The organism is Allobosea sp. RCC_152_1 (assembly GCF_041360765.1).
Taxonomy (GTDB): Bacteria; Pseudomonadota; Alphaproteobacteria; order Rhizobiales; family Beijerinckiaceae; genus Allobosea; species Allobosea spartocytisi.
In genome coordinates this window covers 1112797-1129577 of record NZ_JBFUPU010000001.1, presented here as the reverse complement: position 1 = coordinate 1129577, position 16781 = coordinate 1112797, and the positions used below count along the sequence as shown (strand labels likewise).

16 protein-coding genes are annotated in these 16781 nt (G+C 67.3%); 9 read left to right on the top strand and 7 right to left on the bottom strand.

Features of this window, described 5'->3' with window-relative positions:
- The first annotated feature begins 39 nt into the window (after positions 1-39).
- The 5 genes from lptF (at position 40) to rsmA (ending at position 6960) form a co-directional block, all read left to right on the top strand.
- Positions 40-1233 (top strand): LPS export ABC transporter permease LptF, encoded by a 1194-nt coding sequence (lptF, locus tag AB6806_RS05300; RefSeq protein WP_370954228.1) that lies wholly within the window; start codon positions 40-42, stop codon positions 1231-1233.
- Entirely contained in the window at positions 1233-2327 is a 1095-nt protein-coding gene (gene lptG / locus AB6806_RS05295; RefSeq protein WP_038367618.1) for an LPS export ABC transporter permease LptG, read from the top strand. Before lptF ends, lptG begins: the two co-directional genes overlap by 1 nt.
- 49 nt (positions 2328-2376) lie before the next feature.
- Complete coding sequence (locus tag AB6806_RS05290; protein WP_370954227.1) at positions 2377-4929, top strand: LPS-assembly protein LptD; 2553 nt, start codon at positions 2377-2379, stop codon at positions 4927-4929.
- A gap of 130 nt (positions 4930-5059) precedes the next feature.
- Entirely contained in the window at positions 5060-6091 is a 1032-nt protein-coding gene (pdxA, locus tag AB6806_RS05285; RefSeq protein WP_370954226.1) for a 4-hydroxythreonine-4-phosphate dehydrogenase PdxA, read from the top strand.
- Entirely contained in the window at positions 6088-6960 is an 873-nt protein-coding gene (gene rsmA, locus AB6806_RS05280) for a 16S rRNA (adenine(1518)-N(6)/adenine(1519)-N(6))-dimethyltransferase RsmA (protein WP_038367624.1), read from the top strand. Before pdxA ends, rsmA begins: the two co-directional genes overlap by 4 nt.
- On the opposite strand, the gene gmk is transcribed toward rsmA, so the two are convergent.
- The 7 genes from gmk to fabD form a co-directional block, all read right to left on the bottom strand.
- The gene (gene gmk, locus AB6806_RS05275; protein ID WP_038367626.1) at positions 6933-7580 is read right to left on the bottom strand and encodes a guanylate kinase; all 648 of its coding nucleotides are present in this window, start codon (positions 7578-7580) and stop codon (positions 6933-6935) included. The two genes, rsmA and gmk, sit on opposite strands and share 28 nt — an antisense overlap.
- Positions 7581-7583: 3 nt before the next feature.
- Positions 7584-8465 carry a YicC/YloC family endoribonuclease gene (locus tag AB6806_RS05270; protein ID WP_133564130.1) on the bottom strand — a complete coding sequence of 294 codons (882 nt, stop codon included), beginning with the start codon at positions 8463-8465 and terminating at the stop codon, positions 7584-7586.
- A 132-nt stretch (positions 8466-8597) separates the two neighbouring features.
- Entirely contained in the window at positions 8598-9944 is a 1347-nt protein-coding gene (gene mltG, locus AB6806_RS05265) for an endolytic transglycosylase MltG (RefSeq protein WP_260368330.1), read from the bottom strand.
- A gap of 335 nt (positions 9945-10279) precedes the next feature.
- Positions 10280-11551 (bottom strand): beta-ketoacyl-ACP synthase II, encoded by a 1272-nt coding sequence (gene fabF / locus AB6806_RS05260; protein ID WP_038367631.1) that lies wholly within the window; start codon positions 11549-11551, stop codon positions 10280-10282.
- A 77-nt stretch (positions 11552-11628) separates the two neighbouring features.
- The gene (locus tag AB6806_RS05255) at positions 11629-11865 is read right to left on the bottom strand and encodes an acyl carrier protein (protein WP_038367632.1); all 237 of its coding nucleotides are present in this window, start codon (positions 11863-11865) and stop codon (positions 11629-11631) included.
- Between the two features lie 257 nt (positions 11866-12122).
- Complete coding sequence (gene fabG / locus AB6806_RS05250) at positions 12123-12860, bottom strand: 3-oxoacyl-[acyl-carrier-protein] reductase (protein WP_142020837.1); 738 nt, start codon at positions 12858-12860, stop codon at positions 12123-12125.
- 63 nt (positions 12861-12923) lie between these two features.
- Positions 12924-13868 carry an ACP S-malonyltransferase gene (fabD, locus tag AB6806_RS05245; RefSeq protein ID WP_142020836.1) on the bottom strand — a complete coding sequence of 315 codons (945 nt, stop codon included), beginning with the start codon at positions 13866-13868 and terminating at the stop codon, positions 12924-12926.
- Between the two features lie 337 nt (positions 13869-14205).
- On the opposite strand from fabD, the gene rpsF reads away from it, so the two are divergent.
- From rpsF to rplI, 4 genes are all read left to right on the top strand, one after another.
- Positions 14206-14637, top strand: coding sequence for a 30S ribosomal protein S6 (rpsF, locus tag AB6806_RS05240; RefSeq protein ID WP_038367640.1), 432 nt, complete (start codon positions 14206-14208; stop codon positions 14635-14637).
- 3 nt (positions 14638-14640) lie between these two features.
- On the top strand, positions 14641-14886 hold the full coding sequence (gene rpsR / locus AB6806_RS05235; protein ID WP_038367644.1) for a 30S ribosomal protein S18: 246 nt from the start codon (positions 14641-14643) through the stop codon (positions 14884-14886).
- A gap of 170 nt (positions 14887-15056) precedes the next feature.
- Positions 15057-16004 (top strand): DUF2232 domain-containing protein, encoded by a 948-nt coding sequence (locus AB6806_RS05230; RefSeq protein ID WP_112762123.1) that lies wholly within the window; start codon positions 15057-15059, stop codon positions 16002-16004.
- A gap of 31 nt (positions 16005-16035) precedes the next feature.
- Entirely contained in the window at positions 16036-16599 is a 564-nt protein-coding gene (gene rplI, locus AB6806_RS05225; RefSeq protein ID WP_038367650.1) for a 50S ribosomal protein L9, read from the top strand.
- Positions 16600-16781 lie beyond the last annotated feature (182 nt).

The window sequence follows — 16781 nt, the reverse complement described above, 5'->3', positions numbered from 1 at the left end:
TCGGGGCCCTTCGGTTCCCCGCCTGCCGGAAAGCAACGCGTGTTCCTGAACCGCCTCGACCGATACATCCTCAAGACCGCGGCGGGCGCGGCGATCGTGCTGCTGCTCGGCCTCACCGGCGTGATCTGGGTGACACAGGCGCTGCGCGAGGTCGACCTCATCACCGGCAAGGGCCAGACGGTCCTGATCTTCCTGACCGTGACCCTGCTCTCGCTGCCGGCGCTGGTCGCGGGTATCGCGCCGGTCGCGCTGTTCATGTCGACGCTCTACACGCTGAACAAGCTCAACGGCGATTCCGAGCTCATCGTCATGAACGCGGCCGGCATCGCGCCGCACCGCGTCACGCGCCCCTTCCTGGTCCTGACCGTGGCGACGGCCGTCGTCGTCGCCTGGATGACGGTGTCGGTGATGCCGGCAAGCTTCCGGATGCTGCGAGACCTCATCACTCTGATCCGGGCCGATTTCGTCACCAACGTCGTCAAGGAAGGCCAGTTCGTCTCGCTCGATTCCGGCGTGACCTTCCACTACCGCGAAAAGGTGGGCGACTCGCTGGTCGGCATCTTCATGCAGGACCGGCGCGACCCGACGCAGCCCTCGATCTACCTCGCCGAGCGGGGACGCACCGTCGAGGCGGAGGGCCAGAGCTTCCTGATGCTGGAAAAAGGCACGATCCAGCGCGAGGCCAAGAACACCAACACGACCTCGATCATCTCCTTCGAGCGCTACGCCCTCAATCTCTCGGCGCTGACCGGCGATCCGACCGGCGGGGCCGGCGAAGGCGACGGCGACAAGGTGGTCTACAAGCCGCGCGAGCGCTCGACCTGGGAGCTGATCAACCAGAACCCGAACGAGGCCTATTACAAGATCCAGGAAGGCCGGTTCCGGGCCGAGCTGCATAACCGCCTCTCGGCGCCGCTCTACCCCTTCGCCTTCATGCTGATCGCCTTCGCAGCCATCGGCGAGGCGCGCACCACGCGCCAGGGCCGCGCTCTGGCGATCCAGGCGGCGATCATGATCGTCGGCGCGACGCGCATCGCAGCCTATGCCGCCTGGACGGCGAGCGTGCGCTCGCCCGTCGCCGCCGCGATGCTCTATATCCTGCCTCTCCTCGCCATCATCCTGGCGGTAGCCCTCATCTATTACGGCGAGCGGCTGCGGCCCATCCTCGCCCGGCTGACGGCCCCGCTGACATTGCCGCTGGTCAATCTGGCGGCCCGGTTCCGGCGCGCCTGATGCTGCTCTTCACAACCCTCGGCCGTTATCTGACGCTGCGCTTCACCCGCGCGATCATCAGCGTGTTCGGCACCTTCTTTTTCCTGATCGGTACGCTCGACTTCGTCGAGCTGATGCGCCGGGCCGGCGACTCGCCGATCGCCACCACGCCGCGCATCATCATGCTGGCGCTCTATCGCGTTCCGAGCGTCGCCGAGCAGATCTTCCCCTTCGCGGCCTTGTTCGGCGGCATGTTCGCGCTGCTGACGCTGAGCCGGAAGCTCGAACTGGTCGTCGCCCGTTCGGTCGGCGTCTCGGCCTGGCAGTTCCTGCAGCCGGCGGCCGTGGTGGCGGGGGTGATCGGACTGATCTCGATCACGGTCTACAACCCGCTCGCCTCCGAGATGAAGCGCCGCGCCACCGCCCTCGAGACCCGGCTCTTCGTGCGCACCGGCGGACCGGCGGCCGCGAGCGTGCCGGAAATCTGGCTGCGGCAGAGCAGCGTCGACGGCCAGGCGATCATCCGTGCCGCCGGTGCCTTGCCGGACGAGGACGGGCTCTCGCAGGTCGCGATCTTCAACTTCAACCCGGACGGCTCCTTCAGGGACCGAATCGATGCCCGCCAGGCCATCCTGCGACCCGGGCACTGGCAGCTCTCCGATGCGCGTGTGATCTCCGCCTCGGAAGAGCCACAGAATTACAAGAACTACGATCTCGCGACGACGCTGGAGCCGGATCAGATGCGCCAAAGTTTCACACCGCCCGCGGCGGTCGGCTTCTGGTCCATGCCGACGGCCATCGAGCGGACGAAGCGCGCCGGCCTCGACACGACGCCTTATGAGCTGCGATATCAATCGCTTATGGCGCGCCCGCTGCTGCTGATCGCCATGGTGCTGGTGGCAGCATCCGTTTCTTTAAGATTTTTCCGCTTTGGTGGTGTCACGAAACTGGTGATCGCTGGCGTCGCGGCGGGGTTCGTGCTCTATGTGGCGACACAACTGTCGGAGGAACTCGGATCGTCGGGAATCGTCAATCCGGTCGTCGCGGCGTGGCTGCCCGCAGCATTGGGGACGATGCTGGGCGCTCTCGCCCTCCTCCATCAGGAAGACGGGTAAATCTTACTGTGCCTATGGTTAATTTTGCGTTTCACGGATGGGTCAAGGCGTGACGAGCGTGGCACGATTTGCTGCGGCGACGGCGCTTGCCTCCAGCCTCGCCTTCCTGCTGGCCGGCCCGGGCTTCGCCCAGGGCAAGCCCTCGGCAGGGGGCAAGCCGGCGGCGGGAGCCGCAGCGCCTGCCAAGCCGCAGGACCGCATGGTCGTCGATGCGCGTGAACTCGTCTACGACAACGACAAGAAGACCGTCGCCGCCGTCGGCGACGTGCAGATCCTTTATCAGGGCCGCACGATCGAAGCCGACAAGGTCATCTACGACCAGGCGAACAAGCGCGTCACGGCGATCGGCAATGCGCGCATCACCGAATCGAACGGTAGCGTCATCACCGGCGACCGCTTCAACCTGACCGACGATTTCCGTGACGGCTTCATCGATTCGCTCAGGGTGGTGAACCCCGATAAGACCCGCTTCTCGGCGCCCCGCGCCGAGCGGACGGACGGCGAGACCTTCGTCTTCGACAAGGGCATCTACACGGCCTGCGAGCCCTGCAAGGACAACCCGGAGCGGCCGCCGCTCTGGCAGGTCCGTGCGGCGCGCATCATCCACAAGAAGTCCGAGCAGACCATCTATTACGAGGATGCCCGCGTCGAATTCGCCGGCATCCCGATGGCCTATATCCCCTACATGTCGGGGCCGGATTCGACGGTGAAGCGCAAGACCGGCTTCCTGGCGCCAAAATTCATCAATACCGGGGCTCTCGGCTTCGGCGTCGGGCTGCCCTATTTCCTCAATCTCGCGCCGAATTACGACCTCACGCTGACGCCGACCTTCCTCACGCGCCAAGGCGTGCTGGGACAGGTCGAGTGGCGCCACCGGCTGCTGAACGGCTCCTACACGATCCGCGCCTCCGGCATCTTCCAGCAGGACAAGGGAGCCTTCGTCGCAGGCCCGCTCGGTCCCGGCGACGACAGCTTCCGCGGATCGGTCGAGACGACCGGCAAGTTCTACATCAACCCGCGCTGGACCGTCGGCTGGAACGCCGCCATGTCGACGGATCGCTGGTTCTACAAGAACTACCGCATCCTGAACGAGAGCTTCAGCAACACCACCTATCTGCAGGAATCGATCTCGACGGCCTATCTGAACGGCCAGAGCCCGACCGCCTGGTTCGACCTGCGCGGCTACTATTTCCAGCCGCTCAACTATCAGGACTGGCAGAAGCAGCAGCCCGTGGTGCTGCCGGTGCTGGACTACGACAAGCGCATCCACAAGCCGTCCTTCCTGGGCGGCGAGCTGGAGTTCAACGTCAACGTCACCAGCCTGACCCGCGATACGGCCGCCTTCACCCAGCTGCCCGCACAGAAGAACTATCTGATCACCACACCGGGCTATTCGCTCTATGACGGGTGCGCGGTCTACGACAAGAACAACTGCCTCGTGCGCGGGCTGGCAGGCAACGTGTCCCGCGCGACCGCGCAGGTCTCGTGGCGGCGCAACATCATCGATCCGATCGGGCAGATCTGGACGCCCTATGCCTCGCTGCGGGCCGACGTCTTCGCGATCAACCCGGATACCAGCGGCATCATCAATTCGCGCGTCTCGACGATCGCCGACAGCTCGGACGAGGTCTTCGGCCGGGTGATGCCGGCGATCGGCCTGATGTACCGCTACCCCTTCGTCGCCAAGACCGACTGGGGCACGCATATCATCGAGCCGGTGGCGCAGATCGTCGCCCGCCCGAACGAGACGAACAGCCTGCGGATCGCCAACGAGGATTCGCAGAGCCTCGTCTTCGACGCCAACAACCTGTTCGAATGGCAGGGCAAGTTCTCCGGCTACGACCGCGTCGAGGGCGGCACGCGCGCCAATGTCGGCGCGCTCTATACCGGTCGCTTCGGCAAGGAAGCCTATGCCAACCTCCTGGTCGGCCAGTCGTTCCAGCTCGGCGGGCGCAATTCCTACGCGACCGGCGACCTGCTCAATACCGGCCTCGATTCCGGTCTCCAGACGGCGAGCTCCGACATCGTTGCCCGGGCGCAGATCTCTCCGATGAAGGGCTTCTTCCTGACCGGTGCCACGCGCCTGAACTCGACGACCTTCGAGGCGCAGCGCATCGATGCCGCGGCGACCTATTCGACCGGCGTCGTCACGGCCTCGGTCGGCTATGCCCGCTACGAGCCGCAGCCGGATCTCGGCATCCCCCGCCGCCGCGAAGGCCTTTCGCTGAACGGCTCCCTGCTCGTCACCCCGAACTGGCGCGTCAGGGCCGGCGTGCTGTTCGACCTCGACAAGTACAAATACGACCGCGAGCTCTGGCGGAACGCCTATGCCGCCGCCCTGGCGGCGTCGACGGCCATCCCGGCCTATCCGACGACCGGTCCGTTCCAGACCGCCTCGACCTCGCTCGGCATCAACTACACCGACGAATGCACGGTCTTCGACGTCAGCTACTCGCAAAGCTATGCCGACCGGCAGGCCGGCGCGACGAAGGATACGCGCACCGTCATGTTCCGGCTCGAGCTGCGGACTCTGGGCGAGATCAGCTATTCCCAGAACCTCGGCGGAACCTCGACCGGCGACGGCGTGGGCGGCTCGAACTAGAACGCGTGATCCCATCGATATCTGAGAGGCGGATGCACCGATCGGGTTGTTTCGACCTGATCGGATCCGGCTCAAGCAAAGCGACGCGGGCAGCCCTATGGCCCGCGCTTCCGCGACATCGGAGCGTCCCTTGCCGACCCTGCCGCTAGCGCTGACCCAGGGCGACCCCGCCGGCATCGGGCCGGAACTCAGCCTGCGTGCCTGGCAAGAACGCAAAGAGCGCGCGCTGCCGGCCTTCGCCTGCATCGCGAATGCGGAGCAGCTCGCGCGAACCGCCGAGCGGCTTGGATGGCCGATCCCAATCCGGGAATGCTCCTGGGAGGAGGCCCCCGCGGTTTTCCAAGAGGCGTTGCCGGTGATCCCGCTCGCACAGGCGGTCGATGTCCTGCCCGGCAGGCCCGATGCCGTTTCGGCTGCGGCCACGATTGCCTCGATCGACCGGGCCGTGGCGGCGGTCCGGGCCGGACAGGCTGGCGCAGTCGTAACCAATCCAATCGCGAAATCAGTGCTTTACGCGGCCGGCTTCAAGCATCCCGGACATACGGAATATCTCGCTCATCTCGCGGCCGAGGGCGGGGTCGAGCCTCTGCCGGTGATGATGCTGTGGTGCGAGGAGCTCGCCGTCATCCCGGTCACGATCCATGTGCCGCTGCAACGGGTGCCGGAGCTGCTGACGACGAAGCTTATCGTCGACACGGCCCGGATTGTCGCGGCGGGTCTGCGTCAACAATTCGGTATCGCCAGCCCCCGGCTCGCCCTCAGCGGATTGAACCCGCATGCCGGCGAGAACGGAACGATGGGGCGCGAGGACGAGGACATCGTGAAGCCGGCCATCGCGCAGCTCCAGGCCGAGGGTATCGATGCGCGCGGGCCCTATCCGGCCGATACGATGTTCCATGCGCGGGCGCGGGCGGGCTACGACGCGGCGCTGGCGATGTATCACGACCAGGCGCTGATCCCGATCAAGACCATCGCCTTCGACGAGGGCGTCAACGTCACGCTCGGCCTGCCCTTCATCCGGACCTCTCCCGATCACGGCACGGCCTTCGACATCGCCGGGCGCGGCATTGCGAGGCCTGACAGCCTCTGCGCCGCTCTGCGGCTTGCCGCGCGCATGGCCGGACGGCGGGACGCGGCCCATGAGGCGGCGGGCCAGCCATGAGCCAGATCGACGATCTGCCGCCGCTGCGCGAGGTGGTGGAGCGCCACGGGCTGATGGCCCAGAAAGCGCTCGGCCAGAACTTCCTGTTCGATCTCAACCTGACGAGCCGGATCGCCCGCTCCGCCGGCCCGCTCGACGGCGAGACGATCGTCGAGATCGGCCCCGGCCCCGGTGGCCTGACGCGCGCCCTGCTCGCCAACGGGGCGGGCCGGGTCATCGCCATCGAACGCGACCGGCGCTGCCTGCCAGCGCTGGCCGAGATCGCGGCGCGCTATCCGGGGCGGCTGGAGGTCGTCGATGGCGATGCGCTTGCCGTCGATCTCTCGTCCCATCTGAAGGGCGAACGCGCCCGCATCGTCGCAAACCTGCCCTATAATATCGGCACGCCGCTGCTGGTGGGTTGGCTCAGTCTCGAGCCCTGGCCGTCCTGGTGGAGCTCGCTCACGCTGATGTTCCAGCGCGAGGTCGCCGAGCGCATCGTCGCCTCGCCGGAAGAGCGGGCGGATTACGGCCGGCTCGCCGTGCTGGCGAACTGGCGCTGCCGGACGAAGATCCTGTTCGACGTGCCGCGCGACGCCTTCGTGCCGCCGCCGAAGATCACCTCCTCGGTGGTCCAGCTCCTGCCGCGCGAGGAGCCGGAGCCTTGCGACCGGCGCCTGCTGGAGCGGGTGACGCTGGCCGCGTTCGGCCAGCGTCGCAAGATGCTGCGGCAGAGCCTGAAGGCCGTGCTGCCGGACCCGGCGCCCATCCTCGCGGCGGCCGGCCTCGCCGAGACGGCGCGGGCGGAGGAAGTGCCGGTTTCCGGCTTCGTGCGACTCGCGAACGCGCTCGCCGCAGAGCTTCAGGGCAGCTCCTCGGCCAGAAGCTGATCGACGAAGGCGCCGAGCCCCACCGCGCGGCTGCGCTTGAGGCGCTCTGCCGTCAGGATCGCCTTGATCGACTCGTAGGCTGCGTCGAGATCGTCATTGACGATGACGTAGTCGTACTGGCTCCAGCGCGCGATCTCGTCGCGGGCATTGGCCAGCCGCTTGGCGATGACCTCCGGCGCATCCTCGGCCCGGCGCACGAGGCGCGAGCGCAGCTCCGCCATCGACGGTGGCAGGATGAAGATCGTCACCACGTCGGCGCGCGCCTTCTTGACGATCTGCTGTGTGCCTTGCCAATCGATGTCGAACAACACGTCGCGCCCGGCCGCCAGCGAAGCCTCGACCTCCTTGCGCGGCGTGCCGTAGCCGTTGCCGTGGACCTCGGCCCATTCCAGCAGGTCGTTATGCTGGCGCATGGCGTCGAAGGCGTTGCGGTCGATGAAGCGGTAATGCACGCCGTCGATCTCGGACGGGCGCCGCGGCCGCGTCGTCACGGAGATCGAGAGGTCGAGATTGTTCTCGCTCTTGAGATTACGGGTGAGCGTCGTCTTGCCGGCGCCCGAGGGCGAGGACAGGATGAGCATGAGGCCGCGTCGGGCCGGGCGATGGCTCTCGGCCGTCATCTCTCACTCCACATTCTGGACCTGCTCGCGCATCTGGTCGACGACCGTGCGCAAGTCGAGGCCGATCCGCGAGAGGCCGGGGTCGTTCGCCTTGGCGCAGAGCGTCGAGGCCTCACGGCCGAATTCCTGGGAGAGGAAATCGAGCTTGCGGCCGATGGGACCGCCCTTCGCCAGGAGCTCCCGCAACGCCCCGACATGGGCGTGGAGGCGGTCGATCTCCTCGCGGATATCGGAGCGAACCGCGACGAGCGCAGCCTCCTGATGCAGGCGTTGCGGATCGAGCCCGTTGGCTGCGCCCAGCAGGGCTTCGACCTGGGTGGCAATCCGGGCACGGATGGCCTCCGGGCTGCGGGCAGGATGTCGCTCGGCTTCCGTCGTCAGGCGCGAGATCGTCTCGACCTGGCCGAGCACGATCGCCTCCAGCGCCCGTCCCTCGGCGGAACGGGCCTCCTTCAGCGCCTCGGCAATCGATTCGAGGCCGGCGAGTGCCGGCTTCTCGATGGCGCCGAGCGCATCCTGAGCCTCATCGGCGTATTCGACCACGCCGCGGATGCCGAGCAGCCCGTCGAAGGTCGGCGGATTGATGCCAGCAGCCGGCGGCAGCTTCTCAATGGCCTCCAGCAGGGCCGCGAGCACCGTCTCGTTGACGCGGGGGCGCGGCGGCCCTGCATCGCTGGTCACGGAGAGATTGACGTGGAGCGTGCCGCGCGAGAAGGCGCTCGTCAGGCGCTTGCGGGCCGCCTCGGCCAGCACCTCGAAACCGGGCGGAACCCGCACGCGCAGATCAAGTCCCCGGCCGTTGACGCTGCGGATTTCCCAGGCCCAGGCGTGAACGCCGGCTGTCCCCGCCGCGCGGGCAAAGCCCGTCATGCTCTCGATGCCCATTCAATCCCCGCTTTGCGATCCGCTTGCCGCCGCCCTGCCGGGCGCAATGCGGCGGGACCGTAGTGGCGCGCCGCAGCCATCGCAAGCACAGCGGCGCGGAAGATGGGGACGGCGAGCCGTGCCGGGAATGTCTCAGGGCATCTTGAGCTGCGGCAACTGCTTGGGCGAGTTGAGATCGAAGGTCTTGTTCAGCAGCGGATCCCGCGGAGTGCCTTCCGAGGCGTCGAAAGCCCGGGCTCGGGTGCCCGCCACGCCGCCGGCCGGCAGGGCGACAGGAGCCGAGCCGTCGCCCGCGGCGACTGGCTGGGCGCTCGCCGGCGCCTCGGTGCGGTTGTCGGGGCCCGCAGGCGGCTCGACCTTGTCGACGCTGTCCGCCGGGGGCTTGCCGGTCTGCTGCTGGCGCGTCGTTTCGATCTGGCGCCAGCGGCCGACATTGCGGTTGTGCTGGTCGAGCGTCTCGGCAAAGACATGGCCGCCCGTGCCGTCGGCGACGAAGAAGAGCTCCTTCGTGCGCGAATGATTGACCACCGCCTCCATCGCGGCGCGGCCAGGATTGGCGATCGGTCCCGGCGGCAGGCCGGGGATGACATAGGTGTTGTAGGGCGTCGCCTGTGTGATCTCGTTGCGCTGGATCGGGCGACCGAGCGTGCCCTTGCCGCCGACGAGGCCGTAGACGATCGTCGGGTCGGATTGCAGCCGCATCTTCTGGTTCAGGCGGTTGATGAAGACCCCGGCGACGCGCGGACGCTCATCGGCGCGGCCGGTCTCCTTCTCCACGATCGAAGCCAGGATGACGAGATCCTGCGGTGTCTTGATCGGCAGGTCGGCGGGGCGACGCTCCCAGATCCGGCTGAGGATCACACGCTGGTCGCGCGCCATGCGGTCGAGGATGGCCTGCCGCGAGAAGCCGCGCGGGAAACGATAGGTGTCGGGCAGGATCGAGCCTTCCTTCGGCACCTGGGTGATGTCGCCGGTCAGGAGATCGTTCTCGCGCAGGCGCTCGACGATCTGCTCGCTGGTCAGCCCCTCGGGAATGGTGACCGAATGCTCGACCACCTTGCCGCTCGAAATGATGCCGAGGATCTCCTGCGGGCTGACGCGCGCCTTGAACAGGTATTCGCCGGCCTGGAGCTTGTGCCAGTCGCCGCCGATGATGGCGGCGATGCGGAAGGTGAGCGGATGCTCGATCAGCCCTTCGCGCTGCAGAAGCTCGGCGATCTCGGTGAGCCCGCTCTCCTTCGGGATGATCAGCGCACGGTCGCTTGCCAGCGGACCCGGCGACTTGCTCTGGTTGGAGACGATGGCGATGCCGGCCCCGACCACACCGGCGCCGACGAGGGCGAGCGTGAACAAGCCGCTCAGCATGGAGAGGAACGGGCTGCGTCGCCGGTGGCGCACCTTCGGCGGCGGCGCCGGTGGCGCTACGGGCTTGAGGGCCTCGCTCGGGCTTTTTGGGGCGACGCGGGGCGTATCGTTCACAGTTTCAGCGCTCGCAGCACGGGATAGACGACCTCGGCACGATGCTTTCGTCCGCATCGTGCCGGATGAAGAACCGGGCATATCGGCTCCAGGGCCGCATTAGAGCCGGTTTCGTCGCCGCTGTGAACGCGGAATCACGCCTTCAGCAGCATCAGCCGCAAACTCTACCCAAGATTATGGCGAAACCGCGCTGTCGGGACGGGGCAAGGCCGCGGGCAGCGCATCGCGGCGCCCGAGAATCTCCGGCCGAGAAGGGCGCCTCTAGGCCGCAAGATGCTCGGGTCGAGCCCGAGCACGGTGCCTCCCGGTCGTGATCGAGCCGGCCGGTGAAAGCCTCAGCCGTCGGCCCGATAACGCTGCAGCACCAGCGAGGCGTTGGTGCCGCCGAAGCCGAAGGAGTTCGACAAAGCGTACTCGATCTCGCGCTTGCGGGCGACATGCGGCACCAGGTCGATGTCGGTCTCGACGGAGGGATTGTCGAGATTGATCGTCGGCGGCGCGACCTGGTCGCGAATGGCGAGCACGGTGAAGATCGCCTCGATGGCACCCGCCGCACCCAGCAGATGGCCGGTCGCCGATTTCGTCGAGGACATCGACGGGCGCTTCGGCGCGTTCGCCAGCAGCCGCTCGACAGCGCGCAGCTCGATCTCGTCGCCAAGCGGCGTCGAGGTGCCATGGGCATTGACGTAATCGAGGTCGGACGCCGCGATGCCGGCGCGGTCCAGCGCCATGCTCATGCAGCGATAGGCGCCGTCGCCGTCCTCGGCCGGCGAAGTGATATGGTAGGCGTCGCCCGACATGCCGTAGCCGATGACCTCGGCATAGATGCGCGCGCCGCGGGCCAGGGCATGCTCCAGCTCCTCGAGCACGACGACGCCGGCCCCCTCGCCCATGACGAAGCCGTCACGGTCCTTGTCGTAGGGGCGCGAGGCCTTTTCGGGGGTGTCGTTGAAGCTGGTGGAGAGCGCCCGGCAGGCGCAGAACCCGGCGATGCCGATGCGGTTGATGGCCGATTCGGCGCCGCCAGCCACCATGACGTCGGCATCTCCGAGCGCGATCATGCGCGCGGCGTCGCCGATCGCATGCGCGCCGGTCGAGCAGGCGGTGACGGCCGAATGGTTCGGCCCCTTCAACCCGTGCTCGATCGAGACATAGCCCGCAGCGAGGTTGATCAGGCGGCCGGGAATGAAGAAGGGAGAAAGGCGGCGCGGGCCACGCTCCTTGAGCAGGAGCGAGGCCTCATAGATGCCGCCGAGGCCGCCGATGCCGGAGCCGATGGCGACGCCGGTGCGGGTCTGGTCCTCGTAGCTTTCCGGTTTCCAGCCCGCATCCGCCAGCGCCTGCGTGGCGGCAGCCATGCCGAAGACGATGAAGTCGTCGACCTTGCGCTGTTCCTTCGGCTCCATCCAGTCGTCGGGATTGAAGGTCCCGTCGCTGCCGTCACCCCGCGGGATGTTGCAGGCGATCTGCGCCGGCAGGTCGCTGGCGTCGAAGCTGGTAATGGGGCCGGCGCCGCTGGCGCCGGCAAGGATCCGCGTCCAGGTCGGTTCGACGCCGCAACCGAGCGGCGTCACCATGCCGAGCCCGGTCACGACGACGCGCCGCATCGAAACACTACGAGGAGCCATGAGACTTTCTGTATGAAACGACCCTTGGGTCGATCAGCGCCCGATCAGGCGCCTAATCAGGCACTCTTGGCCGAGAGGAACTTGACCGCGTCGCCGACCGTCACGATCGTCTCGGCAGCATCGTCCGGAATCTCGACGCCGAACTCTTCCTCGAAGGCCATGACCAGCTCGACGGTGTCGAGGCTGTCCGCACCCAAATCCTCGATGAAGTTGGCGCTATCGACGACCTTCTCGGGCTCGACGCCGAGGTGCTCGACCACGATCTTCTTCACGCGCTCGGCGACATCGCTCATGGGTCTCTTCCTTAGAAACTGAAAACGCACCGCAGAGCTGCGACGCGCATATGGATCTTCATTCCGACCCGCCGCGCCATCGTGATGATGCACGCGATCCGGAAAGCTTGAAGCCTGCACAAACGCAACAACCGGGTTTTCGTCAAGTCCCCAGGAGCCGGAAAGGCAGCGCGACGGCGCTAGTTAACACACCCTGTCCACAGTGGCGAGAGCGTCGAACGGCTTCTGGAACGCTTCCAGAATGCGCCGCAACCCGTTCAGATCATGGCCATTCCGCCGTTGACGTGAAGCGTCTGTCCGGTCACGTAGCCGGCTTCCGTGCTGGCGAGATAAGCGACCGCCGCCGCCACATCGGCGCCCGCGCCGAGCCGCCCCATCGGCACGTCCGAGAGAATGCCTTCGCGCTGCTTCTCGTTCAGGGCCTGCGTCATCGGTGACTCGATGAAGCCCGGGGCGACCACATTGACGGTGATGTTGCGACTCGCCACCTCCGCCGCCAGCGCCTTGGACATGCCGATGAGACCGGCCTTGGCGGCGGCGTAGTTGCCCTGCCCGGGATTGCCCATCGTGCCGACGACGGAGCCGATCGAGACGATTCGGCCGTAGCGCCTGCGCATCATCGACTTCACCGCCGCGCGCGACAACCGGAAGGCGGCCGTCAGGTTGATCGCGATGACCGCGTCCCAATCCTCGTCCTTGAGGCGCAGGAACAGGTTGTCCTTCGTGATGCCGGCATTGTTGACGAGAATGTCGAGCCCGCCGAGCTTCTCCTCGGCGCTCGGCAGCAGCGCCTCGACCGAATCCTTGTCCGCGAGGTTGCAGGGCGTGATCACGACCCGCTCGCCGAGCTCGGCCGCCAGGGCCTCCAGCGCTTCGGCCCGGGTGCCGGAGATGGCGATGGTCGCGCCCTGGGCGTGAAGGGTTCTCGCAATGGCTCCGCCGAGGCCACCGGTCGCGCCGGTGACCAGGGCCTTGCGGCCGGTCAGATCAAACATGTCCACTCCCCGTTTCCGGCGTTCTGCCGTCTTAGCGTCCGGATTTCCTCCAGACCTTTCCGATCAGCCCTTGCGAGCCTTATAGGCGGCGATGTCCTCGGCCGTGCCGACCGAGGCCGTGGCGGTGCCGGCGGCGATGCGCTTCACCAGGCCGGCGAGAACCTTGCCGCTGCCCAGCTCGACGAAATCGTCCACGCCGGCCGCTGCCATCGCCTGCACGCATTCGCGCCAGCGCACGGTTCCCGTCACCTGCGCCACCAGCGAGGCGCGAATCGCCTCCGGGTCGCTCAGTGGCGCGGCGCCGACATTGGCCATCACCGGCACGACCGGCGCCCGCATCGCAATCTTGGACAGGGCCTCTCGCATCGCCTCGGCAGCCGGCTGCATCAGCGCGCAATGGAAGGGCGCGGAAACCGGCAGCAGCATGGCGCGCTTGACGCCCCGCTCGGTGGCGAGCGCGATGGCGCGATCGATCGCCGCCTTCGCGCCGGAGAGCACGACCTGCCCGCCGCCATTGTCGTTGGCCGCCTCGCAGACTTCGCCCTGCGCCGCCGCGGCGGCGATCTCGCGGGCGAGGTCGAGCTCGGCGCCGAGCAGCGCCGCCATGGCACCCTGCCCCGCCGGCACGGCCTTCTGCATCGCATCGCCGCGGATGCGCAGCAGGCGGGCCGCGTCGCTGACCGAGAAGGTCCCGGCCGCAGCCAGCGCGGAATACTCGCCGAGCGAGTGGCCGGCGACGAAGGCGGCATCGCGCCCGAGATCGAGCCCGGCCTCGGCCTCGAGCACCCGAACCACCGCGAGGCTGACCGCCATCAGCGCCGGCTGGGCGTTGGCCGTCAGCGTCAGCTCCTCGGCGGGGCCTTCCCACATCAAGGTAGAGAGCTTCTGCGACAGGGCCGCGTCGACCTCGTCGAACACCGCCTTCGCGACCGGGAAGGCGTCGGCCAGGCTCCTGCCCATGCCGACGGCCTGGGAGCCCTGGCCGGGAAAGATCAACGCTGTCGTCATGTCGGGAACGCCTCGTCCTGCAAAACTTTTGTATTATGACGCGGCTGTCACAACGGTTTCGCCGCCAAGTCAAGCACGGAGCCCAGCTTTTCCGCTCGTGGGCGGGTTTTACCGTCAGATTCCGGTTGCCATGGCCGTCCGGACACTGTAACGACCGCCTCCTGCTTGTTCGGCCGGAGGCTGAACGGATGGCGCGTGCCTTTTTGAAGGCCGCGCAGACTTCGATGGAGTCGTCATCCTGTGTCTCCGCCTTCGATGAAATCCTGTCGGGCCTTATCCAGGGCTCGGAGGGCTCCGCGCCGGGCGAAGCAGGGTGAAACAGAAAGGCCAAATCTAGATGGCATTGTACGAGCATGTGCTGCTCGCGCGGCAAGATGTCAGCGCGCAGCAGGTCGAAGCTCTTGTCGAGCAGTTCAAGGGCGTGATCGAAGCGAATGGCGGCGCCATCCGCAAGGTCGAGTACTGGGGCGTCAAGTCCCTCGGCTACCGCATCAAGAAGAACCGCAAGGCGCACTACACGCTGCTGAACATCGAGGGCCCCTCCGCCGCCGTGCTGGAGATGGAGCGCCAGATGCGCATCAACGAAGACATCCTGCGCTTCATGACCATCAAGGTCGAAGAGCTGGAGGAAGGTCCGTCGGCCATGCTCCAGAAGCGTGATCGCGACGACCGTCCCGAGCGTGGTGGCGACCGTTTCGAGCGCGGCCCGCGCCGTGACCGTCCGCGTCGTGACGACGAAGTGACCGAAACCGCCGAAGTGGGGGCCTGATCCATGTCGACCGCATCTGCCGGCGCCCGCCGCCCCTTCTTCCGCCGCCGCAAGTCCTGCCCGTTCTCGGGCGAGGGCGCGCCGAAGATCGACTACAAGGACGTCCGTCTGCTCTCGCGCTACATCTCCGAGCGCGGCAAGATCGTGCCGTCCCGCATCACGGCGGTTTCCGCCAAGAAGCAGCGCGAGCTCGCCCAGGCGATCAAGCGCGCCCGCTTCCTCGGCCTGCTGCCCTACGTCATCCGTTGATCCGCTAAGCGGATTTCGGAATTTCCGGAGGCGCCCCGGCGCCTCCGGCTTTCACGTTCAAGATCAACCAGTCGCCCGGCGGTGAGACTCCCCCGGGTTCGTTGAGGCGAGACGCCTCTCACCCTGCCGGGCCAGAACGGCCAGCGAGCAGCGGGACAGCAGGACGGACCATGATTCCGATTGTCGGCATCGGCGCGGGCCTCGTTGCGGCCCTGCTCTTTTCAGTGGTGATCACCGGATCGCCGCTGTCTGCACTGCTGTACTCGGCCGCTCCTCTCCCGATCTTCATCGCCTCGCTGGGCTGGAACCACCGCTCCGGGCTGTTCGCCACGGCCGCGGGCGCGCTCGCCGTCGCGGTGGCGCTGGCGCCGACGGGCGGCGTCGCCTTCGCCCTGATCATCGGCCTGCCGGCCTGGTGGATCGGCTATCTCGCCTTGCTCGCACGCGGCGACGCGCAGGGCACGACGGAATGGTACCCGCTCGGCAATCTCATGGTCTGGATCGCCGCCACCGCCGCGCTCGCGACCGTCGGCAGCGCGCTGGTGATGACCACCGACTACGAGACCTATCGTTCGGTGATCGCGCGGATGATCGAGAACCTGCTGAACGAGATGGTACGCGGCCGTCTGATCGCCCTGCCCGCCGGCATCGAGGTCGGCGAGCTGGCGCAGAGCCTCGCACCCGCCGTGCCGCTCGGCATCGGCGCTTCCTTCGTCACCACGATCACGGCCAATCTCTGGCTCGCCGCCCGCGCGGTGAAGGTCTCCGGCCGGCTGCCGCGGCCCTGGCCCTTCATTCCGGCCACGACGCTGCCGCGCCCCGCGCTGCTGCTCCTGCTCGCCTCTGCCTTCCTCGCCACGCTCGGCAGTTTCGTCGGCGTCGCGGCGATGGCCCTCACGGGCGCCCTGCTCGCCGCCTTCATGTTCTGCGGCTTGAGCCTGCTCCACGACATCTCGCGCGGCCGCCCCTGGCGGGCGCCGATGCTGATCTCGGTCTATGTCGCGCTCGTCGTGATGCAGGCCCTGCTAACGCCGCTGCTCGCGCTCATCGGGCTCGCCGACACGCTGTTCGGCCTGCGCAAGCGTTCAGCGTCGCCGCCTCCGCCTACCCAATCCTGAAAACCAGACCAGACCTGTAAGGAGAAGACAAATGGAAGTGATCCTGCTCGAACGTGTCGCCAAGCTCGGCCAGATGGGCGATGTCGTGCGCGTCCGCGACGGCTTCGGCCGCAACTACCTGCTCGCCCGCGGCAAGGCGCTGCGCGCCACCGAGGACAACAAGAAGCGCTTCGAGAGCCAGAAGCTCGAGCTCGAGACCCGCAACCTCGAGCTGAAGTCGGAAGCCGATGCCGTCGCCGCCCGCCTGAACGGCCAGAGCGTCACCATCCTGCGCCAGTCCGGCGAGTCCGGCGTGCTCTACGGCTCGGTCTCGACCCGCGACATCGCCGAGGCCCTGACCAAGGACGGCTTCAACGTCGCCCGCAGCCAGGTGACGCTGAACACCCCGATCAAGACGCTCGGCCTGCACACCGTCCCGGTCGTGCTGCACCCGGAAGTCGCCGTCACGGTCACCGTCAACGTCGCCCGCTCGGCCGAAGAGGCTCATCGCCAGGCCGCCGGCGAGGACGTCACCGCCCGCGAGGAGTTCGACCTCGACGATCTCGGCCTCGAGGTCGGCGCGGCGCTGGCCGAGGCCGGCGACGACGATCGCTGAGCCGAACCGCTCGGACGACGAGTCAAGGGCGCCGTGGCAACACGGCGCCTTTTTCGTTCCGTGGCCTGTGCAAAGGAGTGGATCACGCATCACGCTGCTGGCAGGAGATGGCGGGGTGGTAATCTAAGAGTCTTCCGAATCAGCCGCCGCGCGTTTCGTATCCAGCGGCCGAATGTCGGCTT

Coding starts and splice junctions, on each gene's coding strand:
- lptG (WP_038367618.1), top strand. CDS start 1,233: ATGCTGCTCTTCACAACCCTCGGCCGTTATCTGACGCTGCGCTTCACC.
- rsmA (WP_038367624.1), top strand. CDS start 6,088: ATGAGCCAGATCGACGATCTGCCGCCGCTGCGCGAGGTGGTGGAGCGC.
- gmk (WP_038367626.1), bottom strand. CDS start 7,580: ATGACGGCCGAGAGCCATCGCCCGGCCCGACGCGGCCTCATGCTCATC.
- AB6806_RS05270 (WP_133564130.1), bottom strand. CDS start 8,465: ATGGGCATCGAGAGCATGACGGGCTTTGCCCGCGCGGCGGGGACAGCC.
- fabF (WP_038367631.1), bottom strand. CDS start 11,551: ATGCGGCGCGTCGTCGTGACCGGGCTCGGCATGGTGACGCCGCTCGGT.
- AB6806_RS05255 (WP_038367632.1), bottom strand. CDS start 11,865: ATGAGCGATGTCGCCGAGCGCGTGAAGAAGATCGTGGTCGAGCACCTC.
- fabG (WP_142020837.1), bottom strand. CDS start 12,860: ATGTTTGATCTGACCGGCCGCAAGGCCCTGGTCACCGGCGCGACCGGT.
- fabD (WP_142020836.1), bottom strand. CDS start 13,868: ATGACGACAGCGTTGATCTTTCCCGGCCAGGGCTCCCAGGCCGTCGGC.
- rpsF (WP_038367640.1), top strand. CDS start 14,206: ATGGCATTGTACGAGCATGTGCTGCTCGCGCGGCAAGATGTCAGCGCG.
- rpsR (WP_038367644.1), top strand. CDS start 14,641: ATGTCGACCGCATCTGCCGGCGCCCGCCGCCCCTTCTTCCGCCGCCGC.
- AB6806_RS05230 (WP_112762123.1), top strand. CDS start 15,057: ATGATTCCGATTGTCGGCATCGGCGCGGGCCTCGTTGCGGCCCTGCTC.
- rplI (WP_038367650.1), top strand. CDS start 16,036: ATGGAAGTGATCCTGCTCGAACGTGTCGCCAAGCTCGGCCAGATGGGC.